Origin of the sequence: Bacillus sp. SG20033, assembly GCF_044570195.1 — a bacterium.
GTDB lineage: Bacteria > Bacillota > Bacilli > Bacillales > Bacillaceae > Bacillus > Bacillus subtilis.
Map to the genome: position 1 here is coordinate 1,411,366 of NZ_CP172606.1, position 24,949 is coordinate 1,436,314.

Below are 24,949 nucleotides of genomic sequence, written 5' to 3' on the forward strand. Positions count from 1 at the left end.
ATGATAGAACTGTTCGTCATTAAAGACACAGAGTGGCTTGAGCTGGTTGCAGAAAGCGTATCGCTTGAAGGCCATCGTTATCAGGCGCCGCGCTCCATTGAAGCGACCATCGTCACCAAACAGGGCGACCAGACGTATTACAGTGTCTCAGAAGGAGATACGGTCTTGTTTAAATGGAAGGGAAAAGAGCTGTTTCGGGGCATTGTTTTTGCAAGAACCCCGGACGAGCATACGCTTGCCTTCAGCGCTTATGACATGCTGCAGTACCTGGTCAAAAACCAGGATATGTACGTGTTTTCCAATCAGCGGGCCGACCAGATCATCAGAAGGATTGCGAGTGACTTCCAGATACCGACAACCTCGATCGCAAACACAGGCCATACGATCAAAAGTCTTGTCATTAAAAATGATACGACATTGTATGACATCATATTAAAAGCGCTGAAACAGACGAAAAGCCAGACAGGACGACATTACCAGCTGTATTCGGAAAAAGGAAAGCTCGGTCTGCGCGCTTGGCCAGATCCGTCAGAGGTATGGGTGCTTGAAACGGGCGTCAATATCACAGGCTACCAATACAGCACTTCTATAAACGACACTGTTACTCGGGTGGTGCTTCGCCGGCAAAAGGACAATAAGACATATAAAGCCTCTGCTAAGGACAGTTCAGGCTTAAATAAATACGGTGTGCTTCAATATACGGAAACGGTCACAGATGACATCAACCAGGCACAGCTTCAGCAGCGGGCAGATGTACGCCTTGCTGAAAAAAAGGGCGTAAAAAAAGAACTGAAAAATATTCAGGCAGTGGGCATCCCGGAAGTGCAGAGCGGCTTGCCCGTCTATATTTCGATTCCGGAGGCCGGCATCAAGAAAACCTATTGGGTAGATACGGACCGGCATGAATTTAAAGGAACGAAACATACGATGACGATCGATGTTGTCGAAAAGAATACGATGCCGGAAGGAGTATCCTGATGAGATTAAGTGAGGCTATAAAACAGTTGGCTGTTGGCGCAGTTGACGCTGAGTCTCCGGTGGAACTGCTCCCGGCTGAGGTCGTTTCGGTTTCTCCTGTGGAAATCAAATTAAAAGAAAACAGCAAACTGATCATACCGGAAGACGCCATCATTATCCCAAAACGGATGCAGTCCGGAGGAGACGATGCACTCGAGCCAGGGAATCGCGTCATGACCGCGGCTCTGACTGGCGGTCAATCGTTTTTTATTTTAGACAAACTATAGACAAATCGCTTCGATCGAAGCGGTTTTTATTTAGCATGTAAAAGGAGTGGGCATCATGGCCCTGACACCAGAAGTGGAGTTTGAAGATATTGAAGATGAGAGCGAAATCATTGAAACCTCGCAAACGTACAAAATAGATTTTGAAAACGGAAGAATTACGAATGAGCTGATTACCGGGCTTGAAGCGATCAGGCAGTTCGTGTATATCGCCTTACAGACAGAACGCTATGCGTATTCCATATACAGCCATAATGTCGGAAATGAGCTTCAGGACGTGCTGACAGATCATGAGACGACTGATGCCTATAAAAAGATGGAGATTCCGAGGCTGATAGAAGAGGCGCTGGTTTATGATGACCGGATATCGGCTGTAACAGACTTTGAGATAGAAAAACAAGGCGATGCGTTTCATGTGTCCTTTGTGGTGGAGACGGATGAAGGGACGCTTGAGATTGAGGAGGTGATTGGCGAACATGTTTGAAGATCAGACCTTTGAAAATATTATGGAGCGAATGCTGAACAGCATTTCCGCATATATTGACACAAGAGAAGGCAGCGTCATTTATAATGCGTTAGCCCCAGCGGCGGCCGAGCTTGCGAAGTCTTATATATGGCTGGATACTGTGCTTGAGCTAGTTTTTTCTGATACCGCACAAGGCGAATTTTTAGACAGGCGTGCAGCGGAAGCGGGAATTGAACGGACAGCCGCGACAAAGGCGGTCAGAGCGGGAGAGTTTACATCTGGAGTTACTATTCCTGTCGGCTCCCGCTTTTACGTGGATAATCTTTATTTTCAATATACGGCAGACGGGACGCTCATCTGTGAAACACCTGGTGAAGCGGGAAACGCCAATCTGACCGGACGCAATTTACTGTCATTGGATACCATTCCCGGTTTAGAAACGGCCATTGTCAAAGAAATCCTGATTCCGGGGCGCGAGGAAGAGGGAGATGACAGCTTGCGAGAACGGTATTTTACAAGGGTTCGGCGTGAGGCCGTCAGTGCCAATAAAATGCATTATAAAGAGTGGGCTGAGGAAGTGGACGGTGTGGGAAAGGCAAAGATCTTCCCGCTTTGGAACGGTGAAGGCACTGTCAAAATTGTCGTCACCAATGCGAATCTTGAGCCCGCTTCTCATATTTTAATTCAAAAAGTGAAAGATTATATCGACCCTGAACCAGGACAGGGAGAGGGACAGGCGCCAATCGGAGCCGTTGTCACAGTGGAGAGCGCGGTCTGGAAAGAAGTTGAGATTTCTGCCGAAGTGCTGCCTGAGATCAATCACTCAATTGATGAAGTGAAGTCAGAAATTGAGGAAGGCGTTTTAAATCTCTTTAAGAAAATGGCTTTTGAAGATAACGTCATCCGCCTTTCTCAAATTAACAATATCGTCTATAATTCACCATCAGTCAGTGACTACTCCAATATTCAAATCAACGGCACGTCTGAAAATCTGGTGCTGAGCGACGTGGAAATTCCTAAGCTTGGGCAGGTGAAGATCATTGAGCAAACAAGATGACATGACAGCGTATCTGCCGCCGTTTCTTACCAGCCTTAAAGAAATGGCTGAGCTGCTGAAAGCGGAAGCGCCTGAGTTTGATAAACAAAATGACAGCATATTTGATCTGACGGATCAGTTATTCGTACCGACGGCGACATGGGGGCTCAGCCGCTGGGAAAAGATTTTAAACGTACCGCGGGAATCAGGTGACACTGATGAGATCAGACGATTGAGGCTCATTTCCAAAATGTCGAACATCCCGCCAATCACATACAGGGCCATTGAGCAGGCGGTAAACCGTTTCTTGAAAAACCCGTCTGCACAGGTCCGCCTGCTTCCCGGCGAATACCGATTTAACGTCGATATCAATGTTGATGACCTCCAGCACATGAATGAGCTGATCGAAGCGATAGAAAACATGAAACCCGCTCATTTGGCGTATACGCTCAGAGGCGGATTGAATGAGACGCTACAAATCAAAGATACAGTCATCCTGAATCACCGCAGATACCGAACAGCCAGTGAGCTCAAGGTCGGTTATTCTGTCACTCTTAACAACAATGAGGTGGTTTTAACTTGATTTCAACCATATACAGAGAACGCACAGCGGCTGATCTAAAAAGCAGAATCGATCACGTTCTGCTCAACGGCCAAAAAACAGAAATAGTAGAGCTTGCCATTGACGGTGCGACCGTCACCGTTCTGACAAAACGTGAGGAAGACATCAAGCATATCGAAACGGTACAAATTTTTGACGATCTGGGCAACGTCATTACAGAGAGAAAGACTGACCTGGACGTCAGCGAAAACAGAACACTCGATTTCAGATTTACTTTTGAGGTGGTGTAAACATGGCATACGAAGAAAAAACAGACTGGCTTCCGGACGACCGAATCAACGAAGATGACGTCAACCGCTGGGAAAAAGGCATAAAAGACGCCCACACCGACCTGGCCGCCCACAAAAACGACATGAACAACCCCCACAACACAACAAAGGCGCAAATCGGGCTGGGGAATGTGGATAATGTGCAGCAGGCGTCGAAGAAGGATTTTGACAAGCATGAGCAAGATCAGGTGCGGCATGTTACATCGACAGAGCGTGAAAACTGGAACGCAAAAGAAACTCCAGGTGGTTCTCAAAGTAAGGCTGATACAGCTGAGAGGAATGCAAAAGCATACACTGATGATCTGGCTGCAAGAAGAGATAATCCAAACCAAGTCACAAAGGCACAAGTTGGGCTGGGGAATGTTGATAATGTACAGCAAGCTTCTAAAGCTGAATTTAATTCACATACGAATGATTCAATCCGTCACATCAAATCAGATGAGCGTACTAAGTGGGATAATTCACAACTATTCAAAATAACAGCCGACAATGGAACACAAAAAATCAACCTAACTTCTGGGTCTTTTTATGAAGCTCTAAAAGATTCAGGATCTACGTCTTTTTATGGAACAAATGCTGTAACGGATAACCCATCTGACACAAGCTTGCGCGGTATGCAATTGGTTGGTCAGCCTGGAATTGGCGTAGGTTATGCAGTAGATGTAAAGGGAAATGCTTGGTGGTTCTACTATAATGCGAATCAAACTGCGATAAATTGGTATCCGATTGAGTCTACAACAGGGGCACAGTCAAAAGTAAATGATCATGCTAAGGATCAAACGCTCCATATATCTTCATTAGAAAGAAAGAAGTGGAATAGTGGACAGCTATATCCGTTAACAACCACAAACGGTCAGAGGATTCAGATTGAAAATGAGGGAAGCCTATTTGATTTACCGACAGGTTTTTATTTCGGTGCTGCTGTACAAAATCATCCAGGCGGTGATACGTCAGCTTGGTATTACTATGATATTACAGAAGTACCGGCAGATCTGGCTCCGCCGCAAGGATTAAAAAAAATTGTCGCTACAAGATCTTTTGATAATCGTACATGGATTGGAACAATTCATAAAGAAGGTGAATTCACGGGTTGGCGTGAAGTCATTACTAACTTAGATTTTGAAGATATATCTTGGAATGATGTACCATATAAAAACGGCGCTAAATCAGGTGATAGACCCCTTCAGTATCGTAAAGTAGGAAATACTCTTCATCTGAATGGTCACGTTCTGACTGACAGAGAGATTGTTTTTGCAAGCATTCCTTCTTCGTGTGCTCCTTCAAAAGGAGTTGTAAAGTTAGTATCTGCAAGTGGAACAACAGGTTACAGCAAAATAATTATTTACGCATCAGGTGACATGAAATTAACAGGTATTATGGCTAATGTTGAAAATAATGTAAATGGCTATTATATCGATTTAGTAATACCTTTAACATAGGTACAAAGGAGAAAAATATGAAATTAATATATCCTTACGGAGCAGATAAAATCTATCTTGGTAATCCTGTTGAGTTATTTAGAGATCAAGATACAGGGGATTATATTATTCCTAAAAATGCAACTGACATACCTCCAGAATTGAATGGAGAGGGTATGTGGCGACCAATGTTTAATGAAGAAAAACAAACATGGATAGAAACAGCAGATCAAGCTTATAAAAAAAGCTTACTGAAAGATGTTCCATCTGAATCCAATCCAACAAATGACCAGCTTTCTGCACTTGGCAAACAGTTAACAGAGGAAAAACTAGCAAGAATACAAGCAGACCAAGCGCAGAAGGCTTTAGGTATGCAGTTGACTGAAGAAGTAATAGCTAGAAAGGAAGCAGAAGCATTAAGCCAATCTTTAGGTAAACAAATAGCAGCCTTAAAATTAGATCTACTGAATTTAAAGGGAGGAATGACAAGTGAGTCTTAATTTCTGGATATATGCCCTGTTTTATAAATGGGCTACAACATCAATGATAAAGGAAGCTATGAAGTTTCACGATTGTTCAGTTGATGACTTAAAGGATGGTGTTAGTGCAAAATATGTTACACTTGACCAATTTAAAGAAATAACGGGCCAAACATACGAGGAAACGATGAAAGCCAATTAAAAGGCTTTTTTATTTTGCCTCAAAGGAGGTGAATGTATGAAAGAAGTAGGGAGGAAGTTTATATGTCAGAATTGTCTGAGGTACCTGACATGAATTCGCTTGAAAAAGAGATAACAGAAATAAAAACAGAACAAAAAACGCTTGAACAGCGAGTTAGTGTTCTAGAGAGATCATCGGATAGGCAAGACCAGCAAATCATGACGCTGAACGAAAAATTAAACAAAATTGAAGAAAACACCACGTGGATTAAACGCACCATCACAGGTGCCATCATTACAGCAGTGTCTACAGGGATCATTGGCGGAGCCATCGCCATTATGTACAGCCTGCTGCAGCATTAAAGGGGGATTTTTATGAACACGTTTGACAAGGGCACGGTCATCAGGACGGTGCTTCTTTTAATTGCTTTAATCAACCAGACCATGCTGATGCTCGGCAAATCACCATTGGACATTCAGGAGGAGCAGGTCAATCAGCTCGCTGACGCTCTTTATTCAGCCGGTTCCATCGCATTTACAATTGGAACGACACTTGCCGCTTGGTTTAAAAACAACTATGTAACAGAAAAAGGGAAAAAACAGCGCGACTTGTTAAGGGACAATAATCTGACGAAATAAGGAGAGATGAAAATGGTTAACATTATTCAAGACTTTATTCCGGTTGGCGCAAATAACCGTCCAGGCTACGCAATGACGGCGCTTTACATTACGGTGCACAACACAGCGAATACCACAGTAGGAGCAGATGCTGCAGCGCATGCCCGCTATTTGAAAAATCCTGATACGACGACAAGCTGGCATTTTACAGTTGATGATACAGAAATTTATCAGCATCTACCTTTAAATGAAAACGGCTGGCATGCGGGAGACGGAAATGGCAGCGGCAACCGGGCTTCTATTGGAATTGAAATTTGCGAAAATGCCGATGGCGATTTTGCAAAAGCAACAGCAAATGCCCAGTGGCTCATCAAAACATTAATGGCTGAACATAATATCAGTCTCGCCAATGTCGTCCCTCATAAGTATTGGTCAGGGAAGGAATGTCCGCGAAAATTGTTAGATACGTGGGATTCGTTCAAAGCAGGAATTGGGGGAGGCGGCAGCCAAACTTACGTCGTGAAACAGGGCGACACACTTACATCCATAGCGAGAGCATTTGGTGTTACGGTTGCTCAGCTGCAAGAGTGGAACAATATCGAAGACCCGAATCTTATTCGCGTTGGTCAAGTATTAATTGTAAGTGCTCCATCGTCCGCTGAAGAACCCGAGCTCTATCCGCTCCCTGATGGTATCATTCAATTGACAACACCTTATACCTCAGGAGAACACGTCTTTCAGGTGCAACGAGCACTTGCGGCTCTGTATTTTTACCCTGATAAAGGCGCTGTTAACAACGGAATTGACGGCGTTTACGGACCGAAAACAGCTGACGCAGTTGCCCGTTTTCAGTCTGTTAACGGTTTAACTGCTGACGGTATCTACGGGCCTCCGACGAAAGCGAAGATCGCAGCGCAATTAAGCTGATCACAGACCACAAAAATCCCGGAGCTGCTCCGGGATTTATTTTTTCTTCTTCAACTTTTTAATAATTCCAGCACTGCGCTCCCTCACCCGAAGCGAGTACCCGGAAAGCCCAAACCTTCCGTAATCAACAAACTTCACACGCCTCACCAATTTTTTCACTGTATCACCTGACATTATCCTCTGTTTGTATTTATTATATGTCACCCTTTAAGAAAAGGAATAAGGACAAGAGCTGTTTTCCCTTGTCCTTTTAGTGTGATCATGCTTTTTTTCGTTTATACTCGTCAATCAGCCGTTCGTTTTCTTTGAAGATTCTTGCTGTATGCGGACTGACTTGATAGCTTGCGACACTGGTGGTTGAACGTTTTTTCAGGATTTTAAACGGCTTCGCCGCTCTGGGCTCGCATCTGTTTTGAAACGCACGTTCCATTATCCTTCACCTTCCTCCTCAATTGGCAGCACCAAATCATATATGCTCGTTAATGACGTAAATAGCAAATAATCAAATTCCGTGACAATGCTGTCAGACGTCAGCTTGATGACATAGTTCTGTGTCTCGATGGTAAAAGGGATGAGAACCACTTTTCCGTATTGGTCGTAATAAACATCCTTTCGATCGAGCCGTGTTTGTACATCTGCCGGATCATCCATATGCTCGGTTAACCGGTCTTTATCAGCCTGTGTCGAATAGTGGCAAAGAGAAGCCGTTAAGTTCATTTTATCAGCATAGGTTTTCAGCAGCTTATCAATACCTTCAGCATAAGCATCTATACTTCCATAATAAACATGGATCGGTTCGTTTTTCAATAGGTATTGGTATGTTTTCAGCCGATTGAGATACATGTGGAGCATTTCGTTGTTTTCTTCAAGAATTTCTCTTGTGTCTGTTTCAAGCTCGCTGCCGGCCAGTTTTTTGACGTATGCACTTAAGAAGATAAAAGCATCAATCAAAGCAAAACTGACTGCGACAATGAGATACCGTTCCCAGTGGGTAAATAGGGAAGTGGGCTCATATGTCCAGTATACCATAGCGCCCAGAACAAACAGCAAATACCAAGTTTTCCGGATGGCGGACATTTTTTCTTTGACCTTCGCTTCGAAACGCCACGTGGCATATACGTATAACCCCAGTCCGGCCACGATGCACCAGACCATGATCTGAAAGAATAAAACCATATTCGAATCCCTCACATCTGAAATAGGTTCTGCTTATTGTATTCGAGAGATCCGGATGGTTTTCCTGTTCCATCAAAAAAACCGCTCCTTTGACAGAAGCGGTGTGACATTAAAATATCATATTTAAAATAAAGTAGGCGATGGCACCTAGTGTCGCTGAAATCGGAAGCGTGATGACCCATGTAATGAGCATTCGCTTGGCCGTACCCCAGTTTACGCCTTTTACGCGGTGGGACGCACCGACGCCAAGAATTGATGAAGAAATGACGTGGGTTGTACTAACCGGCAAATGAATAAACGTGGCGCCGAAAATAATGGCTGCTCCGGTTAAGTCAGCGGAAACACCGTTTACCGGACGGATTTTCATGATCTTTCCGCCAACGGTTTTGATGATTTTCCAGCCGCCGATTGATGTTCCGAGACCCATGGCTGTCGCGCAGGCGAATTGCACCCAGGTAGGAATATCATTAGCAGAAGTATGTAAATTCGCTGTGATGAGAGCCATTGTGATAATTCCCATTGCTTTTTGCGCATCGTTTGTTCCGTGTGTATACGATTGCAGGGCAGCTGTTACAATCTGCACTCTGCGGAATTGCTTATTCGTTTTCGCCAAGTTGCTGTCTTTGAAAATCAGCTTAACGATGCTATAAAGAATAAAACCAAGGACAAAGGCAATAATTGGTGATAGAATCAGTGCTTCAATGATTTTAATGAAGCCCTTATAGTTTAACGCTGCAAATCCGGCTGCCGCAATGGCTGCACCGGCAATAGCGCCGATGATGGCATGGGATGAGCTGCTTGGGATGCCGTAGTACCATGTGATAAGGTTCCAGGCAATTGCAGCGAGTAGCGCAGCCAAAATGACAACAGAGCCATTTTCCAGCGTATAAGGATCTACGATGTCTTTCGTAATGGTTTTGGCAACACCTGTAAACGTCATTGCTCCGACAAAGTTCATCACAGCAGCCAATATAATGGCATGGCGTGGTTTTAACGCTTTTGTTGATACCGAAGTCGCAATTGCGTTTGCCGTATCATGAAACCCGTTGATGAAATCAAACGCCAGAGCACAAATGACTATTAGTATCGTTAATATTAATAGAATATCCATTTTTACCCCTCGTTACGCGTTTTTCATAATGATGGTTTCAAGATTATTGGCAACACTTTGACAAGAGTCGGCGATTTCTTCAAGCGTTTCGTATATTTCACGATATTGAATGACTTTGATTGGATCTGTTTCATTTCCGAAAAGATTCTTTAATGATTTTCTGTGCAAGTTGTCACAACTGTGCTCATACTCTTTAATTTTGATTGCGTGAGGCTGAATATCCTTTAAGCGATTTTCTGCCAGCAGCTCGATCGTAATCAAAATCTCTTTCGCACATTCTCTGATATATCCGCTGAATTTATCGATATGCTCGTCTGATGAAGTTATTGAGAAAATCTCCATCATGGCAGAGAAATGTTCGATTCCGTCAAGCACATCATCCAAGCTGTTTGTCAGCTGAAGGATATCTTCGCGCTCAATAGGAGTGATGAACGCTTTGTTAAGCTCTTTAATCATGACATGAACATGATTGTCACCTTTTGTTTCATATTCCTTTAACGTATCTGCAAATTCTTTAAGAGTCGTTTGGTTAGTGACCTTAAAATTCACAAAATATTCTGCAGTTTCGTCTATGTTCTTTGCAATTTCTGTTAAAAGGAGTGAGAACTTATCTTTTTTTCTTCTTATCATTAAAAACCCTCCATAGTTTGAATGAACAATGCACACATCAAATTATTATATAGCCTTTTGTCGAAAAAAAACAGGTAAAGTCGAAAAAAACGTATCTTGACTTTTTTGATAAATCGTGTCTCCTTATTTTGACCTACTTCGCTTTAAAAAAACGACCCAAGTTTGCAAAAACTTTCTGCTTAACGTAAAAAGTATATCAAAAGTTGTGTTTTTCCTGTCAACTTTTATCTTCTGTTTCACCAAAAAACGGTTCCCTAAACAAGGGAACCGTTTTATCAGCTTGCTTTTCGTTTTTTCATCCCGTAATAAACAGGCAGTCCGGCAAGGCCGATGAGGATGGATAATCCGCAGCTCATTGTATCTGTAATGAGTGTGCTGCCTAACACAAAGAAGGAGCCCGCGATTGCCAGAATTGGCATAAAAGGATAAAGCGGAACACTGTAGGCGCGCTTTTCTCCCTTTGCTCGCTTGCGGAGAATAAACACTGCAAAAAAGGCCATCACATAAAAAATGTAGATCATGAAAATGGAGATTTCTGAGAGCTTATCAGGGTTGCTGATCAGCATCATAATCAAAGCCAAAGCAATTTGAAAAGAAATCGCAATCCATGGTGTGCGGAACGACGGGTGTACATGTGACAGTTTTTCAGCAAATGGAAGCTGTTTGCGTTCCGCCATTGCAAATGAAACACGCGGGAAAGAAAGCACCTTTCCATTTAAGCACCCAAAGATGCTGACGATAATCCCTACACTGATCAGCTTTCCGCCAATTGAACCGAACAGCATGGTTGCAGCGGTGCTTGTCGCATTTTCACCAAGCGTGACAATTTCGTTCGCTGACAGGATGTGAAGCAATGCAAAATTAATGAAAATATAGATCGCCGTTACAATTAATAATCCGCCCGTCATAGCGCGTGGCAGCAGCTTTTCGGGATTTTTCATTTCTCCGCCGAGAGCGGCAAGGAGAATCCATCCGTCATAAGCAAACAACGTAGCTAAAATAGCCGCCCCGAAGTTCATATCAGAAATGCTTTCGTTTACTGCTGTGAAGATGTGCTGATCGCCTTTCCAAAGGCCAAAGATGATGATGCAGGCAATCGGAATCAGTTTTCCGATCGTTGTCAGCGTTTGGACAAAACCGCCGTATTTTGTACCGATAATATTAATGACGCATAAAAAGAGAACTGCTATAATTCCAATGACTTTTGATAGTCCAGATCCCCAGCCGAAAAGATTCGCCATTAAAGATCCAAAATATAAACCCAGCGCGCCAATAATCGCCGGGCCGTAAATGATAATCTGCACCCAGCCGCACAAAAATCCCCAAAACTCGCCGTACACTTCTTCAAGGTACGTATAAAGCCCGCCGGTTTTTGGAATCTGCGTTCCGATTTCCGCGATTGTCAAACCGCCCGCCAGTGTTAAAATACCGCCTAACAGCCAGGCGAAAAGCGCCATTTTTGAATCACCTGAATAAGCAAGCACAGCGCCGGGCTTCATAAAAACACCAGAACCGATAATGGTTCCGATGACAAGAGTAAGGGCAAACAAGAGGCCTATCTCTTTTTTCAAACCGTTGTCTTCAGTATGCATGTCCTTAACCTCCTATGATGTTGAAGCTTCATGTTGAAGAATCTATTTTTTCATATTGTAAACCCTATTTTAGAAAAGTGAAATAAAATAAATTTTCTGATTTTCGAAATTTGCTTTGTGTACAGCAAATAAAACTGTAAAAACGCCTGTTTTAACAATCTATAAACGAATAAACTTCATAATTTTTATTTGCAAAGTTCGTGTTTTCTGTATTAGGATTTTAGCCGGTACGGAGGGGAGGTGAGAATTCAGAAAATGAACGAACCTTCGGTGAAGCTGATATGTTGACTTTCTCATGCGAATAAAATACTTTGTTATTAGAACAATAAATATACAATTATGATATGATATCTCGAAATCGAGATAAAATAACCTGGAGGGACACATATGAAAGTTAACGGCATTCACCACGTATCGGCATTAACGGCCGACGCACAAAAAAACTTGGATTTCTATAAGAAAGTATTAGGATTAAAGCTCGTGAAAAAATCCGTCAATCAGGATGAACCGACAATGTACCATCTGTTCTACGGAGATGAAGTGGCAAACCCGGGAACTGAGCTGACGTTTTTCGAGATTCCCCGCATTGCACCGTTTCATGCGGGAACAAACAGTATTTCTTCTATTGGATTGCGCGTTCCAAGCACAGAAGCCCTGCATTACTGGAAAGAACGTTTTGAAGCGCAGCAAGTAACGCACAGCGGTATATCCAAAAGAGCTGGACGTGACATATTGGCATTTCAAGATCATGAAGGGCAGCGACTTGTGCTGACTGCTGATGAGGAAGGAAAAGGATATGGCCTGCCTGTTAAACAGAGCGGCATTCCGGAAGAATTTTCGTTTCGCGGGTTAGGGCCGATTGAACTGACTGTGCCATATGCTGAACCAACCTTACACGTATTGACGAATATTCTTGGATTTACAGAAATCAGCCGTGAACCAGTCGAAGGGCAAGGAACCGCCGTTATTCTGGAATCAGGAGAAGGCGGTGCTGCAACGGAAATCCATTTAATAGAAAGAAACGATCTTCCGCGCGAGCGTCAAGGCAAAGGAAGTGTTCACCACGTCGCATTTCGGGTAAGAGATGAAGAAGAACTTGCCGGGTGGCACCGGATCATCAGCCGGGAAGGCTTTAGCAATTCCGGCATTGTGGAGCGCTACTATTTCAAGGCGCTGTATTTCAGAGAACCGAACGGCATTTTGTTCGAGTTATCAACAGACGGACCGGGCTTTATGGTAGATGAGAATCTTGATGAGCTTGGCCAAACGATCGCTCTTCCGCCGTATCTTGAGCATCGAAGAGCTGAAATTGAAGCGAAATTGAAACCGATCCAATAAATTGTGATTCATTTGCCTTCCGGCGCCGCCGGAGGGCTTTTTTTATTACCATAATTAATTTTGACCTAAACAGCATGCCTTATTAGGGAGGAAATATCAGATGCTGATTGGGAGAAATGGCTTAAAACCCTTTGCAAATATGGGTGATTGGTATGGAATGGCCTCGGCAAAAATATTGTCTTTGTTTATTAATAGTTTATTCATATTTGCTTGTTACACTATTTCCAAGTTAGACAAAAAGGAGTGAAAAATAAGTGGAAAAGAAAAAACGCGAGCTGGATATTTTCCTCATCCTCATTTTGCTCGCATCTGCATTCTTAAATATCTATAACATCTGGAATGATGATACGGTGAATCCTTATTACACCGCTGCAGTCACAAGTATGATGCAAAGCTTTCATAATTTTTTCTATGCCTCATTCGACGCGGCGGGGTTTATAACGGTTGATAAACCGCCTATTACGTTCCAGATACAAACCATCAGCGCACTTATATTCGGTATGCACGGCTGGAGCGTCATCCTGCCTCAGGCACTTGCTGGTGTAGGTTCTGTCCTTTTAATGTATCTGTTAATAAAACCGACATTCGGTAAGACAGCAGCAAGAATTGCCTCTTTCATCATGGCATGTACACCGATTGCTGTAGCTGTAGCACGTACAAACAATGTTGATGCATTACTGGTATTTTTCTTATTGCTTGCTACATGGCTTCTCTTTAAAGCGATCAGAAAAGGAAAGCTGATCTGGCTGTTAGCAGCATTTTTCGTTGTTGGAGTAGGTTTCAATACAAAAATGCTGCAGGCTTACATGATTTTACCGGCTTTCTTATTGTTCTATCTGATTGCGGCAAACGCCACAATCAAGAAAAAAATCGTTTCATTGGTAAGTGCGTTAGCCGTATTAGCAGCCGTTTCGTTATCGTGGCCGCTCATTGTTGACAATATCCCTGCAAGCAAGCGGCCTTATATCGGAAGCAGTCAGACCAACTCTGTTTTGGAATTGGCTTTCGGATATAACGGGATTCAGCGGCTGACAGGCCAAAATTCCGGCGGCCAGGGTGCGCCAAACAAAGACGCTTCAAAAGAAATGTCTTCTTCTGATAACACTCAAGCACCGCCTAATCAGTCATCAGGCAGCAGCTCATCAAGCGATGGTAAATCCTCAAATGGCAATATGACGGCACCTCCATCCAATGGCCAAATGCCAAGCGGCGGTCAAGGAAGCCCTCCAAGCGGCGGAGATGGCGGCCAAGGCGGACCTGGCGGAGACGGAGGGAAAGGCGGTACAGGAACCGGTTCGAAAATGCAATCAGGTTCAGGGATGTTTGGAACGGGAACACCTGGTCCACTGCGGCTTTTCCAAACAGAGTTATCTGATCAAATCAGCTGGCTTCTGCCATTTGCGATATTTGGAATCGCAGGCTTACTGATCGCAGGCGCGAGAGAAAGAAGAAGATTATCTATAGAGCAGAAGGAAACGGTGTTCTGGGTTGCGTGGTTTGTACCGATTGCCGGATTCTTCAGTGTCGCAGAATTTTTCCATCATTATTATCTCATCATGCTGGCACCGCCGATTGCGGCTCTTGTTGGTGCGGGATGGGTTGCCCTTGTTCATCTGTATCGCAATCAGACAGGCTGGAAAGCATGGCTTTTGCCAGGAGCAATTATTGCGACAACTGGATTTGAATTGTTTATTCTCAGAAACTACAACGATCAAATCGGTGTTGGATGGAGTATCGGGGTAGGTGTTATCGGCGTGTTGTCAGCGATTGCTTTGCTGCTGTTTAAACAGCGCCAAAAACCGTTCAGTTATTATGTTTCACTTGCAGCTCTCCTCGCATTGCTGGTGATGCCGATTTATTGGGCAAGTACGCCACTTCTGTACGGAGGCAACAGCTCACTGCCTGAAACAGGCCCTCAGCTCGCATCAATGAGCGGAAAAGGCATGGGAATGTCTGATGCGACTGTAAATGAAAAACTGATCAAATATCTAGAGGAGAATAACTCCGGAGCTGAATACCTATTCGCCACAACCGATTCGAACACAGCGGCACCATATATCATTAAAACGAAAAAAGCTGTCATGGCTATTGGCGGATACAGCGGTTCTGACCCGGCGATCACACTGACTCAATTCAAAAAACTTGTAAAAGAAGGAAAAGTGAAATACTTCTTGGCTTCTGGAATGGGAAGAGGCGGAAACAATGACATTGTTGAATGGGTTGAGAAAAATGGAAAAGAAGTAGCATCAGAAAAATGGCAATCAAGTTCTGATCAAAAAACAGAAAATACTGATTCAGCTGATACATCAAGCAGCAAGGCTTCAGGTGAAAACGGCAAAATGGGCGGACCTGGCGGAATGAATCAGTCAGCAACATTATACGAACTACATGCTGATGAATAGGAGGCAAAAACATGAGCAGACATATTCAATATTCAATTGTTGTACCTGTGTATAATGAAGAGCTTGTCATTCATGAAACCTATCAGCGCTTAAAAGAGGTCATGGATCAAACGAAGGAAAACTACGAGCTGCTTTTTGTCAATGATGGCAGCAAAGACCGCAGTATTGAGATTTTAAGAGAGCACAGCCTGATCGATCCGAGAGTGAAAATTATTGATTTTTCAAGGAATTTTGGACATCAGATCGCCATTACGGCGGGTATGGATTATGCACAGGGGAATGCAATCGTCGTCATTGACGCCGATTTGCAGGACCCTCCTGAACTGATTTTAGAAATGATTGAAAAGTGGAAGGAAGGCTATGAGGTCGTGTACGCCGTACGGACTAAACGAAAAGGGGAAACCTTTTTCAAAAAACAAACCGCGGCTATGTTTTACCGGCTTCTCAGCGGTATGACAGATATTGATATCCCGATTGATACGGGGGATTTTCGCCTCATGGACAGAAAAGTCTGTGATGAAATGAAGAGATTAAAAGAAAAAAATCCATTTGTCAGAGGGCTAGTCAGCTGGGTGGGCTTTAAACAGACAGCGGTCGAGTATGTACGTGATGAAAGGCTTGCCGGAGAAACAAAGTACCCGCTCAAGAAAATGCTGAAGCTGTCAATGGACGGCATCACGACATTTTCACATAAACCGCTGAAGCTGGCAAGCTATGCGGGGACTTTAATGTCAGGTGCTGGATTTCTGTATATGTTTATCGTGCTGTATCTGAAGCTATTCACAGACAGCACGATTACCGGCTGGTCATCACTTATTGTGATCCAGCTCCTGTTCAGCGGCATTGTCCTTCTGATTTTGGGCGTGATCGGCGAATATATCGGCAGAATCTACGATGAAGCCAAAGACAGGCCGCTTTACATCGTCCAAAAATCGTATGGAATTGAAAATAAAAGACTCTATAGAGACCAGCATATGTCATAACCTCAAACCCCCTGTCCGTTACGGACAGGGGGTTTTTATGCTCTGAGCACGATCTAAAGCAAAAGATGCTGATAGATATATGGAGATTGGGTAAAGAAGAGATTGTGAGCTTGTACTGCGGTTCAGTCATGCTGAAATAAAAACAGCAAAACTTAAAGATTTCGTCCTCGGCTTTGCTGCATGTCAGCTGTTATATTGGGGGGCTTTTAAGAAACGCATGATTAGAGCCGTACCAGTTATGTTTAATAGAATACTGGTACCCAATACAATTCCCCACGTCAACGTCGATTCAGAGAGAAGAAAGCTCAGCAAAAGAAAAGCCAATCCTGCGCAGATCATACTCAGTCCCACGGTTTTCATGTTCATGCCTCCTAGCAAACGATGTTTCTAGCATCTGATGAGAATGATGTCAATCTGTATGATATACGGATATCTCGTCAGAAAGTTTCATAGAACAATTAGGTCTTTTATCTAATAAAAAGCCTCAGACCGCTTTTGCGGCCTGAGGCATTATGTCTTACGAAGTTTTCTCTTCTTTTTGATCCAGTTTAATTTTTTTCGTCATTTCTTTGCCGTTTCGGAGAATTTTCACTTCAACGGTATCACCGATCTTTGCGTCTTTATATAAGATATTGCGCAATTCACTGCCTGTATCAATTTCTTTACCTTTTAGGCCGATGATAATATCCTCCGCTTTTAATCCGGCCTTTTCAGCAGGAGAGCCTGAAGCGACCTCACGGATGTAAACGCCTTTATTCAGCTGGCTGCCGAACAGGCCGAGTGTGCCTTCTTGGTAATTTTGCGGCACTTGCTCTAGATCAAGCATGCTGACACCGATATATGGACGTTCAATTTGTCCTTTAGACAGCAATTCTTCAGCAATCGGTTTTACGTCATTGCTTGGAATGGCGAATCCGATACCCTCAACATCATCCTCACTGATTTTCATACTGTTAATGCCGACAATTTTGCCGTCTGTATTTAACAAAGGACCGCCGCTGTTACCTGGATTAATTGCTGCGTCTGTCTGAATGACGTTAATGCTCGTTTCGCCGGCTGATGTAGACATTGAAACCGTTCTGTCCACGCCGCTTACAATTCCTTGTGTTACTGTGCGGGACAGATCTTTTCCAAGCGGATCCCCAATCGCAATAACGGTCTCGCCTGTTCTGAGATCAGATGAATCACCGAAGTTTGCCACTTTTGTGACGTGGTCATCACTGATTTGGAGGACGGCTAAATCAGTTAACGAGTCACTGCCTACCAGCTTTGCAGTAACCTCAGTGCCGTCATATAAAGATACCTTCAGTGATGATGCCCCTTCTACGACGTGGTTATTTGTAATGATATAAGCCTTGCCATTCTCTTTTTTGAAAATGACACCTGACCCTGAACCGCTTTCTGTATCTTCGCTGGAATCAGAAGAACTAGAGCCGAACAAAGAGCTGTTTGATTGTGCCTGAAGATTTGTAATACCGACAATCGCTGGTGAAAGGTCTTCTACCATATCTGAGATTTTAGAAGAGTCCTCGCTCTTGAATGCAGATGAGCTGCTTGAGCTTGATGAGCTTTTTTTAGATTCAGAGGAGGTGCTTGTTGCTGTAACAGATTGCGTTTGCTGCTGGCTGGATGATTGTTTTGCAGTGTCCTGAGAATCATGGTCGCCAAGCGGTGTAAACGTGTAAATGCCAAGGGCGAGACTGCCGCCGATCACTCCGCCAAGCAACGGTCTGAACCATCCGAATCCTCGTTTTTTCTTCTCCTGATCATGAATGACATTGCGGGCCGAGTAGGAGGCGCTCTGATCGTTCTCTTTCGTTAAAAAGACCTCATTCTCATTACCTTTCGTTCTGTTTTCATCACGATAGTTATCCATCATGTTCACTCCGTTTCTCTATTTTCACATGTCTATTTATATTGATAGGTTTATGACTTGAGTTTATCATAAACAAAAACTGTGGGATAAAAATGAAAAGATTATGGGAAATTGTGAAAAAGTGCGGAAAACGGTACACTTCATATTGTATATGAAAGGACTGAGTCGATGGAACAGATTGGATTGATTGGATATGGCAGCATGGCGGATATGATCGCCAGACAGCTGTTGAAACATGAACAAATAAAAGAGAATGAGCTATTTATTGAGACGAGAACGAAGGGGGAGCGGCTGCGGGCACTCATGTCAGATTATCCAAACGTATCGGCTGATCCGTTGGAGAATTGGGCAAATACGTGCCAATTGATTTTGATATGCGTCCCGCCGCTCCATGTCATCGAAACAATGCGCCGTCTGCACCCGTATGTGAACAAATATACTCACATCGTATCCATAGCTGCCGGTGTGCCGCTGCGTCTTTTGGAGGCAGAAACAGAAGCGGGTATCTCACGTGTTATTCCTGCCATTACGTCCGAAGCAGAAGCCGGCATCTCACTTGTCGTTCACAGTGAAGCACTGGCTGCAGAGAAAAAAGAACGTCTGAATGAATTGTTATCGGTTTTCAGCCGTGTACGGGAAATCAAAGAATCGAATTTAGATGTAGCCAGCAATTTAACGAGCTCGGCACCGGGATTCATAGCTGCAATCTTTGAAGAACTGGCACTGTCTGCCGTCAGAAACAGCAGCCTGTCCAAAGAAGAAGCCTTTGATTTTCTGATTCATTCGCTATACGGAACTGGCAAGATGCTGATCGAAAAAAATATGTCTTTCGAGGAGACGCTGGAACGTGTTGCAACCAAAGGCGGAATAACGGGAGAGGGAGCTGAGGTGATACACGCCTCTGTGCCGGACGTTTTTGATGAGGTGTTTGAAAGAACCCTGAAAAAATATGAACTGCTTACAGAACAGGTTGGTAAACAAACATGAATCCTTGAAAGAGGATTCTTTTTTTATCACTGAATGATTGAGATTTTTCCCAGTTATATTGCATTTTTCCTCTTTTTTTAATATAATTTGTTAGAATATTCATAATTTAGTAAAAAAGGAGGAGCGTTATGAAATTGTACATGTCAGTAGATATGGAAGGTATTTCGGGTCTTCCGGACGATACCTTTGTGGATTCCGGCAAGCGGAATTATGAACGCGGACGGCTTATCATGACTGAAGAAGCAAACTACTGTATTGCTGAAGCGTTTAACAGCGGGTGTACCGAGGTGCTGGTCAATGACAGTCATTCGAAGATGAATAATCTGATGGTTGAAAAGCTTCACCCTGAAGCAGACTTGATTTCTGGTGACGTCAAACCATTTTCAATGGTGGAGGGACTGGATGATACGTTTACAGGCGCTTTGTTTCTCGGTTATCATGCGAGAGCCTCGACTCCCGGTGTCATGTCACACAGCATGATTTTCGGTGTCCGTCATTTTTACATAAACGATCGGCCTGTCGGTGAGCTTGGATTAAATGCATACGTTGCCGGTTATTATGATGTCCCGGTATTAATGGTAGCCGGGGATGACCGGGCGGCGAAGGAAGCAGAAGAGCTTATCCCGAACGTGACGACAGCCGCAGTCAAACAAACCATTTCAAGATCCGCAGTGAAGTGCTTGTCGCCTGCGAAAGCCGGACGGCTGTTGACAGAAAAAACTGCGTTTGCCCTGCAAAACAAGGACAAAGTCAAGCCGCTCACACCGCCTGACAGGCCGGTTCTGAGCATTGAATTCGCCAATTATGGCCAAGCAGAATGGGCGAATCTGATGCCGGGAACGGAAATCAAGACGGGAACTACAACCGTTCAATTTCAGGCGAAGGACATGCTTGAAGCCTATCAGGCGATGCTTGTCATGACTGAGCTTGCGATGCGGACATCATTCTGCTAAAGGGGTGTTTTAGGCTTTGGCGCGATACATGATAAAGCGTTTTTGGGCAATGGCAGCTACGATTTTGGTGATTACCACCCTGACTTTTGTTCTCATGAAGGTCATTCCCGGATCTCCTTTTAACGAGGAGAGAGGCACAAATGAAGCCGTTCAAAAAAATCTCGAAGCCTACTATCACTTAGACGATCCTCTCATTTTCCAATACATTTTCTACTTAAAATCCATCATTACATTCGATTTCGGACCTTCAATTAAAAAACCGTCGGACAGTGTAAATGATATGCTGGAACGCGGATTTCCCGTTTCCTTTGAGCTTGGGATGACAGCGATTGTCATTGCTGTGATTTCTGGGCTGGTGCTGGGCGTAATCGCTGCACTCCGCCGCAATGGCTTTTTGGACTACGCCGCGATGAGTCTTGCAGTACTCGGCATCTCCATCCCGAATTTTATTCTGGCAACATTGCTCATTCAGCAATTTGCTGTCAATCTCAAACTATTTCCCGCTGCGACATGGACGAGCCCGATTCATATGGTGCTTCCGACCGCAGCGCTTGCTGTAGGGCCAATGGCGATCATTGCCAGGCTGACACGCTCGAGCATGGTCGAAGTTCTGACACAGGACTATATCCGCACAGCAAAAGCAAAAGGGCTTTCTCCGTTCAAAATTATCGTAAAACACGCACTCAGAAATGCACTCATGCCCGTCATTACCGTCCTGGGCACACTCGTCGCCAGCATCTTAACAGGAAGCTTTGTCATTGAAAAAATCTTTGCCATTCCGGGAATGGGAAAATATTTTGTTGAAAGCATTAATCAGCGGGACTACCCCGTGATTATGGGAACGACCGTTTTTTACAGCGTCATTCTGATTATCATGCTGTTTTTGGTCGATTTGGCCTACGGTCTCTTAGACCCGCGCATTAAACTGCATAAGAAAGGGTGAAGCGTGTGAATCTCCCTGTACAAACGGATGAACGCCAGCCAGAACAGCACAATCAGGTGCCTGATGAGTGGTTTGTCTCGAATCAGGAAAAAAATCGGGAAGCCGATTCGGTCAAGCGGCCGAGTTTGTCATACACGCAGGATGCCTGGAGGAGGCTGAAAAAAAATAAATTAGCGATGGCCGGACTCTTTATTCTTTTATTTCTTTTTGTCATGGCAGTTATCGGGCCCTTTTTATCGCCCCATAGTGTCGTACGCCAATCGCTGACAGAACAAAATCTTCCGCCCTCAGCCGATCATTGGTTCGGCACCGATGAACTCGGCCGGGATGTGTTTACCCGAACATGGTATGGCGCGAGAATCTCGTTGTTTGTCGGCGTGATGGCAGCACTGATTGATTTTTTGATCGGTGTCATTTACGGAGGCGTTGCCGGCTATAAAGGCGGCAGGATTGACAGCATTATGATGCGGATTATCGAAGTGCTGTACGGGCTGCCGTACCTGCTTGTTGTCATTTTGCTGATGGTGCTCATGGGGCCGGGACTGGGCACTATTATTGTGGCGCTTACTGTGACCGGGTGGGTCGGCATGGCGAGAATTGTAAGAGGCCAGGTGCTTCAGATTAAAAATTATGAATATGTACTCGCCTCGAAAACCTTTGGCGCGAAAACCTTTCGCATCATCCGGAAGAATTTGCTGCCGAATACTATGGGAGCGATCATCGTACAAATGACATTAACCGTACCTGCCGCCATATTCGCAGAATCATTTTTAAGCTTTCTCGGCCTCGGCATACAGGCTCCGTTTGCAAGTTGGGGCGTGATGGCGAATGACGGCCTGCCTACGATTTTATCTGGGCATTGGTGGCGCCTGTTTTTTCCGGCCTTTTTCATATCTCTGACGATGTACGCGTTTAATGTGCTGGGGGACGGATTGCAGGATGCGCTTGACCCTAAGCTGAGGAGGTAGCTGTATGAAAAAAGTTCTGTCAGTCCAAAATCTGCACGTGTCTTTTACGACTTACGGCGGGACGGTTCAGGCGGTCAGAGGGGTGAGCTTTGATTTGTATAAAGGAGAAACCTTTGCGATCGTCGGCGAATCCGGCTGCGGCAAAAGCGTGACCTCCCAAAGCATCATGGGCCTGCTTCCGCCTTATTCGGCGAAGGTGACAGACGGCAGCATTCTATTTAAAAACAAAGACCTTTGCCGTCTCTCTGACAAAGAAATGAGAGGTATAAGGGGAGCCGACATTTCTATGATTTTTCAAGACCCGATGACGGCGTTAAACCCTACGCTGACTGTCGGCGACCAGCTGGGGGAAGCGCTATTGCGCCACAAAAAAACGAGCAAAAAAGCGGCGCGGAAAGAGGTGCTTTCCATGCTGTCATTGGTTGGTATTCCAGATCCCGAAGAGCGCCTAAAGCAATATCCCCACCAATTCAGCGGCGGCATGAGACAGCGGATTGTCATTGCGATGGCGCTGATTTGCGAGCCTGACATCTTAATTGCGGATGAACCGACCACCGCCCTGGATGTAACCATTCAGGCACAGATTTTAGAGCTGTTTAAAGAGATTCAGAGAAAAACAAATGTGTCTGTCATTCTGATTACACATGATTTAGGGGTCGTTGCCCAGGTAGCTGACAGAGTCGCAGTCATGTATGCCGGGAAAATGGCGGAAATCGGCACGAGAAAAGATATTTTTTATCAGCCGCAGCACCCTTATACAAAAGGACTGCTGGGTTCTGTCCCGCGGCTGGATTTAGATGGCGCTGAGCTGATCCCAATCGACGGAACGCCGCCGGATTTATTTTCGCCTCCGCCGGGCTGCCCGTTTGCCGCCCGCTGTCCGAACAGGATGGTTGTGTGTGACAGGGTGTACCCGGGCCAGACGATCAGATCTGACTCGCACACCGTCAACTGCTGGCTGCAGGATCAACGAGCAGAGCATGCGGTGCTGTCAGGAGATGCGAAGGATTGAACATGAAAAGGGGGAAGAGGATGAAACGAGTGAAAAAGCTATGGGGCATGGGTCTTGCATTAGGACTTTCGTTTGCGCTGATGGGGTGCACAGCAAATGAACAGGCCGGAAAAGAAGGCAGTCATGATAAGGCAAAAACCAGCGGAGAAAAGGTGCTGTATGTAAATAATGAAAATGAACCGACTTCATTCGATCCGCCGATCGGCTTTAATAATGTGTCATGGCAGCCGTTAAATAACATCATGGAGGGGCTGACGCGTCTTGGCAAAGATCATGAGCCCGAGCCGGCAATGGCGGAGAAATGGTCTGTTTCGAAAGATAAAAAAACTTACACATTTACGATTCGGGAAAATGCGAAATGGACAAACGGAGATCCTGTAACAGCCGGAGACTTCGAATACGCGTGGAAGCGAATGCTTGATCCGAAAAAAGGCGCTTCATCAGCATTCCTAGGTTATTTTATTGAAGGCGGCGAAGCATATAACAGCGGGAAAGGGAAAAAAGACGATGTGAAGGTGACGGCAAAGGATGATCGAACCCTTGAAGTTACATTGGAAGCACCGCAAAAATATTTTCTGAGCGTTGTGTCCAATCCTGCGTATTTTCCGGTAAATGAAAAGGTCGATAAAGACAATCCAAAGTGGTTTGCTGAGGCGGATACATTTGTCGGAAACGGCCCGTTTAAGCTGACGGAATGGAAGCATGATGACAGCATCACAATGGAGAAAAGCGACACGTATTGGGATAAAGATACAGTGAAGCTTGATAAGGTGAAATGGGCGATGGTCAGTGACAGAAATACAGATTACCAGATGTTTCAATCAGGGGAACTTGATACCGCTTATGTCCCTGCTGAGCTGAGTGATCAGCTGCTTGATCAGGATAACGTCAATATTGTTGACCAGGCGGGTCTCTATTTCTATCGATTTAATGTCAACATGGAGCCGTTTCAAAATGAAAACATCAGAAAAGCCTTTGCGATGGCTGTGGATCAAGAGGAAATTGTAAAGTACGTCACGAAAAATAATGAAAAACCGGCGCACGCCTTTGTATCGCCTGGGTTTACGCAGCCTGACGGCAAAGATTTCCGTGAAGCAGGCGGAGACCTGATCAAGCCTAACGAAAGCAAAGCGAAGCAGCTGCTCGAAAAGGGCATGAAGGAAGAAAACTATAATAAGCTTCCTGCGATCACGCTTACTTACAGCACAAAGCCGGAGCATAAAAAGATTGCCGAAGCTATTCAGCAAAAATTGAAAAATAGCCTTGGAGTCGATGTGAAGCTGGCCAATATGGAATGGAACGTATTTTTAGAGGATCAAAAAGCGCTGAAATTCCAATTCTCTCAAAGCTCATTTTTGCCTGATTATGCAGACCCTATCAGTTTTCTGGAAGCCTTTCAAACGGGAAATTCGATGAACCGCACAGGCTGGGCCAATAAAGAATACGATCAGCTGATCAAACAGGCGAAAAATGAAGCCGATGAAAAAACACGGTTCTCTCTTATGCATCAAGCTGAAGAGCTGCTCATCAATGAAGCGCCGGTCATTCCGGTTTATTTTTATAATCAGGTTCACCTGCAAAATGAACAAGTAAAAGGAATTGTCCGTCACCCTGTCGGCTATATCGATTTAAAATGGGCAGATAAAAACTGATGGCGGCGATTGAGGAAATACTGCTTCTTTATGCGAAGGAGCGGTATTTTTTCTCTTTCTTGCACGTATA

Annotated in this window: 30 protein-coding genes; 22 read left to right on the forward strand and 8 right to left on the reverse strand. The window is 44.5% G+C overall.

Features of this window, described 5'->3' with window-relative positions; translation table 11 throughout:
- The 12 genes from ACFVP7_RS07525 to ACFVP7_RS07580 all read left to right on the forward strand — a co-directional run bounded on the left by ACFVP7_RS07525 (position 1) and on the right by ACFVP7_RS07580 (position 7,256).
- A complete protein-coding gene (locus ACFVP7_RS07525; protein ID WP_396583257.1) occupies positions 1–978 on the forward strand; it encodes a phage portal protein in 978 nt (325 codons plus the stop codon).
- Positions 978–1,244, forward strand: a complete 267-nt coding sequence (locus tag ACFVP7_RS07530) for a DUF2577 family protein (protein ID WP_396583132.1) — start codon at positions 978–980, stop codon at positions 1,242–1,244. Before ACFVP7_RS07525 ends, ACFVP7_RS07530 begins: the two co-directional genes overlap by 1 nt.
- Before the next feature lie 55 nt (positions 1,245–1,299).
- Positions 1,300–1,725, forward strand: a complete 426-nt coding sequence (locus ACFVP7_RS07535) for a DUF2634 domain-containing protein (protein WP_021479466.1) — start codon at positions 1,300–1,302, stop codon at positions 1,723–1,725.
- Positions 1,718–2,764 (forward strand): baseplate J/gp47 family protein, encoded by a 1,047-nt coding sequence (locus tag ACFVP7_RS07540; RefSeq protein WP_128747075.1) that lies wholly within the window; start codon positions 1,718–1,720, stop codon positions 2,762–2,764. The genes ACFVP7_RS07535 and ACFVP7_RS07540 overlap by 8 nt, the downstream gene beginning before the upstream one ends.
- Positions 2,748–3,326 (forward strand): YmfQ family protein, encoded by a 579-nt coding sequence (locus ACFVP7_RS07545; protein ID WP_015483131.1) that lies wholly within the window; start codon positions 2,748–2,750, stop codon positions 3,324–3,326. The genes ACFVP7_RS07540 and ACFVP7_RS07545 overlap by 17 nt, the downstream gene beginning before the upstream one ends.
- Positions 3,323–3,595 carry a hypothetical protein gene (locus ACFVP7_RS07550; protein WP_396583133.1) on the forward strand — a complete coding sequence of 91 codons (273 nt, stop codon included), beginning with the start codon at positions 3,323–3,325 and terminating at the stop codon, positions 3,593–3,595. Before ACFVP7_RS07545 ends, ACFVP7_RS07550 begins: the two co-directional genes overlap by 4 nt.
- A gap of 2 nt (positions 3,596–3,597) precedes the next feature.
- On the forward strand, positions 3,598–5,073 hold the full coding sequence (locus ACFVP7_RS07555) for a hypothetical protein (protein WP_396583134.1): 1,476 nt from the start codon (positions 3,598–3,600) through the stop codon (positions 5,071–5,073).
- A 17-nt stretch (positions 5,074–5,090) separates the two neighbouring features.
- A complete protein-coding gene (locus ACFVP7_RS07560) occupies positions 5,091–5,552 on the forward strand; it encodes an XkdW family protein (RefSeq protein ID WP_043857345.1) in 462 nt (153 codons plus the stop codon).
- Positions 5,542–5,733 (forward strand): XkdX family protein, encoded by a 192-nt coding sequence (locus ACFVP7_RS07565; protein ID WP_043857346.1) that lies wholly within the window; start codon positions 5,542–5,544, stop codon positions 5,731–5,733. Before ACFVP7_RS07560 ends, ACFVP7_RS07565 begins: the two co-directional genes overlap by 11 nt.
- Positions 5,734–5,822: 89 nt before the next feature.
- On the forward strand, positions 5,823–6,074 hold the full coding sequence (locus ACFVP7_RS07570; protein WP_373922687.1) for a hemolysin XhlA family protein: 252 nt from the start codon (positions 5,823–5,825) through the stop codon (positions 6,072–6,074).
- Between the two features lie 12 nt (positions 6,075–6,086).
- Positions 6,087–6,350: a phage holin gene (locus tag ACFVP7_RS07575; protein ID WP_003232653.1), complete on the forward strand. Its 264-nt coding sequence runs from the start codon at positions 6,087–6,089 to the stop codon at positions 6,348–6,350.
- A 12-nt stretch (positions 6,351–6,362) separates the two neighbouring features.
- Positions 6,363–7,256 carry an N-acetylmuramoyl-L-alanine amidase gene (locus tag ACFVP7_RS07580; protein WP_375060113.1) on the forward strand — a complete coding sequence of 298 codons (894 nt, stop codon included), beginning with the start codon at positions 6,363–6,365 and terminating at the stop codon, positions 7,254–7,256.
- A 36-nt stretch (positions 7,257–7,292) separates the two neighbouring features.
- Here the strand turns inward: ACFVP7_RS07580 and spoIISC are convergent, their stop codons facing one another.
- From spoIISC to steT, 6 genes are all read right to left on the reverse strand, one after another.
- Entirely contained in the window at positions 7,293–7,430 is a 138-nt protein-coding gene (gene spoIISC, locus ACFVP7_RS07585) for a three component toxin-antitoxin-antitoxin system antitoxin SpoIISC (protein WP_003232648.1), read from the reverse strand.
- An 85-nt stretch (positions 7,431–7,515) separates the two neighbouring features.
- Positions 7,516–7,686: a three component toxin-antitoxin-antitoxin system antitoxin SpoIISB gene (gene spoIISB, locus ACFVP7_RS07590; RefSeq protein ID WP_003232646.1), complete on the reverse strand. Its 171-nt coding sequence runs from the start codon at positions 7,684–7,686 to the stop codon at positions 7,516–7,518.
- Entirely contained in the window at positions 7,686–8,432 is a 747-nt protein-coding gene (spoIISA, locus tag ACFVP7_RS07595) for a toxin-antitoxin-antitoxin system toxin SpoIISA (RefSeq protein WP_003244695.1), read from the reverse strand. Before spoIISA ends, spoIISB begins: the two co-directional genes overlap by 1 nt.
- A gap of 109 nt (positions 8,433–8,541) precedes the next feature.
- A complete protein-coding gene (locus ACFVP7_RS07600) occupies positions 8,542–9,543 on the reverse strand; it encodes an inorganic phosphate transporter (RefSeq protein ID WP_003232642.1) in 1,002 nt (333 codons plus the stop codon).
- 12 nt (positions 9,544–9,555) lie between these two features.
- Positions 9,556–10,173 (reverse strand): DUF47 domain-containing protein, encoded by a 618-nt coding sequence (locus ACFVP7_RS07605; protein WP_003218470.1) that lies wholly within the window; start codon positions 10,171–10,173, stop codon positions 9,556–9,558.
- 275 nt (positions 10,174–10,448) lie between these two features.
- Positions 10,449–11,765: a serine/threonine exchanger gene (gene steT / locus ACFVP7_RS07610; RefSeq protein WP_085186195.1), complete on the reverse strand. Its 1,317-nt coding sequence runs from the start codon at positions 11,763–11,765 to the stop codon at positions 10,449–10,451.
- A 387-nt stretch (positions 11,766–12,152) separates the two neighbouring features.
- Here steT and ACFVP7_RS07615 point away from each other — a divergent pair, with 387 nt between their 5' ends.
- The 4 genes from ACFVP7_RS07615 to ACFVP7_RS07630 all read left to right on the forward strand — a co-directional run bounded on the left by ACFVP7_RS07615 (position 12,153) and on the right by ACFVP7_RS07630 (position 16,488).
- Positions 12,153–13,103: a ring-cleaving dioxygenase gene (locus ACFVP7_RS07615; protein ID WP_124059769.1), complete on the forward strand. Its 951-nt coding sequence runs from the start codon at positions 12,153–12,155 to the stop codon at positions 13,101–13,103.
- A gap of 100 nt (positions 13,104–13,203) precedes the next feature.
- Positions 13,204–13,350, forward strand: a complete 147-nt coding sequence (locus ACFVP7_RS07620) for a hypothetical protein (RefSeq protein WP_003244977.1) — start codon at positions 13,204–13,206, stop codon at positions 13,348–13,350.
- A 7-nt stretch (positions 13,351–13,357) separates the two neighbouring features.
- Positions 13,358–15,505: a glycosyltransferase family 39 protein gene (locus tag ACFVP7_RS07625; protein ID WP_338733408.1), complete on the forward strand. Its 2,148-nt coding sequence runs from the start codon at positions 13,358–13,360 to the stop codon at positions 15,503–15,505.
- 11 nt (positions 15,506–15,516) lie between these two features.
- Complete coding sequence (locus ACFVP7_RS07630) at positions 15,517–16,488, forward strand: glycosyltransferase family 2 protein (RefSeq protein WP_338733409.1); 972 nt, start codon at positions 15,517–15,519, stop codon at positions 16,486–16,488.
- A gap of 183 nt (positions 16,489–16,671) precedes the next feature.
- On the opposite strand, the gene ACFVP7_RS07635 is transcribed toward ACFVP7_RS07630, so the two are convergent.
- A complete protein-coding gene (locus tag ACFVP7_RS07635) occupies positions 16,672–16,848 on the reverse strand; it encodes a hypothetical protein (protein WP_032680700.1) in 177 nt (58 codons plus the stop codon).
- A gap of 157 nt (positions 16,849–17,005) precedes the next feature.
- Entirely contained in the window at positions 17,006–18,364 is a 1,359-nt protein-coding gene (gene htrA / locus ACFVP7_RS07640; RefSeq protein ID WP_041344803.1) for a serine protease HtrA, read from the reverse strand.
- A gap of 168 nt (positions 18,365–18,532) precedes the next feature.
- Between htrA and proG the strand changes: the two genes are divergently transcribed.
- The 6 genes from proG to dppE all read left to right on the forward strand — a co-directional run bounded on the left by proG (position 18,533) and on the right by dppE (position 24,879).
- Positions 18,533–19,351 (forward strand): pyrroline-5-carboxylate reductase ProG, encoded by an 819-nt coding sequence (proG, locus tag ACFVP7_RS07645; RefSeq protein ID WP_124073163.1) that lies wholly within the window; start codon positions 18,533–18,535, stop codon positions 19,349–19,351.
- A 128-nt stretch (positions 19,352–19,479) separates the two neighbouring features.
- The gene (gene dppA / locus ACFVP7_RS07650; protein WP_014479576.1) at positions 19,480–20,304 is read left to right on the forward strand and encodes a D-aminopeptidase DppA; all 825 of its coding nucleotides are present in this window, start codon (positions 19,480–19,482) and stop codon (positions 20,302–20,304) included.
- A gap of 16 nt (positions 20,305–20,320) precedes the next feature.
- On the forward strand, positions 20,321–21,247 hold the full coding sequence (gene dppB / locus ACFVP7_RS07655) for a dipeptide ABC transporter permease DppB (protein WP_003245446.1): 927 nt from the start codon (positions 20,321–20,323) through the stop codon (positions 21,245–21,247).
- Between the two features lie 5 nt (positions 21,248–21,252).
- Positions 21,253–22,215: a dipeptide ABC transporter permease DppC gene (dppC, locus tag ACFVP7_RS07660; protein ID WP_014476568.1), complete on the forward strand. Its 963-nt coding sequence runs from the start codon at positions 21,253–21,255 to the stop codon at positions 22,213–22,215.
- 4 nt (positions 22,216–22,219) lie between these two features.
- Positions 22,220–23,227 (forward strand): dipeptide ABC transporter ATP-binding subunit DppD, encoded by a 1,008-nt coding sequence (dppD, locus tag ACFVP7_RS07665; protein WP_338733419.1) that lies wholly within the window; start codon positions 22,220–22,222, stop codon positions 23,225–23,227.
- A gap of 2 nt (positions 23,228–23,229) precedes the next feature.
- Positions 23,230–24,879, forward strand: coding sequence for a dipeptide ABC transporter substrate-binding protein DppE (gene dppE, locus ACFVP7_RS07670; RefSeq protein WP_080031043.1), 1,650 nt, complete (start codon positions 23,230–23,232; stop codon positions 24,877–24,879).
- Positions 24,880–24,949 lie beyond the last annotated feature (70 nt).

Bases quoted from the DNA above. Each gene is read 5' to 3' on its own strand.
- ACFVP7_RS07525 (WP_396583257.1), top strand. From the start codon at position 1: ATGATAGAACTGTTCGTCATTAAAGACACAGAGTGGCTTGAGCTGGTT.
- ACFVP7_RS07555 (WP_396583134.1), top strand. From the start codon at position 3,598: ATGGCATACGAAGAAAAAACAGACTGGCTTCCGGACGACCGAATCAAC.
- ACFVP7_RS07620 (WP_003244977.1), top strand. From the start codon at position 13,204: ATGCTGATTGGGAGAAATGGCTTAAAACCCTTTGCAAATATGGGTGAT.
- ACFVP7_RS07540 (WP_128747075.1), top strand. From the start codon at position 1,718: ATGTTTGAAGATCAGACCTTTGAAAATATTATGGAGCGAATGCTGAAC.
- ACFVP7_RS07530 (WP_396583132.1), top strand. From the start codon at position 978: ATGAGATTAAGTGAGGCTATAAAACAGTTGGCTGTTGGCGCAGTTGAC.
- htrA (WP_041344803.1), bottom strand. From the start codon at position 18,364: ATGGATAACTATCGTGATGAAAACAGAACGAAAGGTAATGAGAATGAG.
- ACFVP7_RS07605 (WP_003218470.1), bottom strand. From the start codon at position 10,173: ATGATAAGAAGAAAAAAAGATAAGTTCTCACTCCTTTTAACAGAAATT.
- ACFVP7_RS07630 (WP_338733409.1), top strand. From the start codon at position 15,517: ATGAGCAGACATATTCAATATTCAATTGTTGTACCTGTGTATAATGAA.
- dppD (WP_338733419.1), top strand. From the start codon at position 22,220: ATGAAAAAAGTTCTGTCAGTCCAAAATCTGCACGTGTCTTTTACGACT.
- dppA (WP_014479576.1), top strand. From the start codon at position 19,480: ATGAAATTGTACATGTCAGTAGATATGGAAGGTATTTCGGGTCTTCCG.
- ACFVP7_RS07570 (WP_373922687.1), top strand. From the start codon at position 5,823: ATGAATTCGCTTGAAAAAGAGATAACAGAAATAAAAACAGAACAAAAA.
- proG (WP_124073163.1), top strand. From the start codon at position 18,533: ATGGAACAGATTGGATTGATTGGATATGGCAGCATGGCGGATATGATC.
- ACFVP7_RS07635 (WP_032680700.1), bottom strand. From the start codon at position 16,848: ATGAAAACCGTGGGACTGAGTATGATCTGCGCAGGATTGGCTTTTCTT.
- ACFVP7_RS07600 (WP_003232642.1), bottom strand. From the start codon at position 9,543: ATGGATATTCTATTAATATTAACGATACTAATAGTCATTTGTGCTCTG.
- ACFVP7_RS07615 (WP_124059769.1), top strand. From the start codon at position 12,153: ATGAAAGTTAACGGCATTCACCACGTATCGGCATTAACGGCCGACGCA.
- ACFVP7_RS07535 (WP_021479466.1), top strand. From the start codon at position 1,300: ATGGCCCTGACACCAGAAGTGGAGTTTGAAGATATTGAAGATGAGAGC.
- spoIISB (WP_003232646.1), bottom strand. From the start codon at position 7,686: ATGGAACGTGCGTTTCAAAACAGATGCGAGCCCAGAGCGGCGAAGCCG.
- dppE (WP_080031043.1), top strand. From the start codon at position 23,230: ATGAAAAGGGGGAAGAGGATGAAACGAGTGAAAAAGCTATGGGGCATG.
- ACFVP7_RS07575 (WP_003232653.1), top strand. From the start codon at position 6,087: ATGAACACGTTTGACAAGGGCACGGTCATCAGGACGGTGCTTCTTTTA.
- steT (WP_085186195.1), bottom strand. From the start codon at position 11,765: ATGCATACTGAAGACAACGGTTTGAAAAAAGAGATAGGCCTCTTGTTT.
- spoIISC (WP_003232648.1), bottom strand. From the start codon at position 7,430: ATGTCAGGTGATACAGTGAAAAAATTGGTGAGGCGTGTGAAGTTTGTT.
- ACFVP7_RS07560 (WP_043857345.1), top strand. From the start codon at position 5,091: ATGAAATTAATATATCCTTACGGAGCAGATAAAATCTATCTTGGTAAT.
- ACFVP7_RS07580 (WP_375060113.1), top strand. From the start codon at position 6,363: ATGGTTAACATTATTCAAGACTTTATTCCGGTTGGCGCAAATAACCGT.
- spoIISA (WP_003244695.1), bottom strand. From the start codon at position 8,432: ATGGTTTTATTCTTTCAGATCATGGTCTGGTGCATCGTGGCCGGACTG.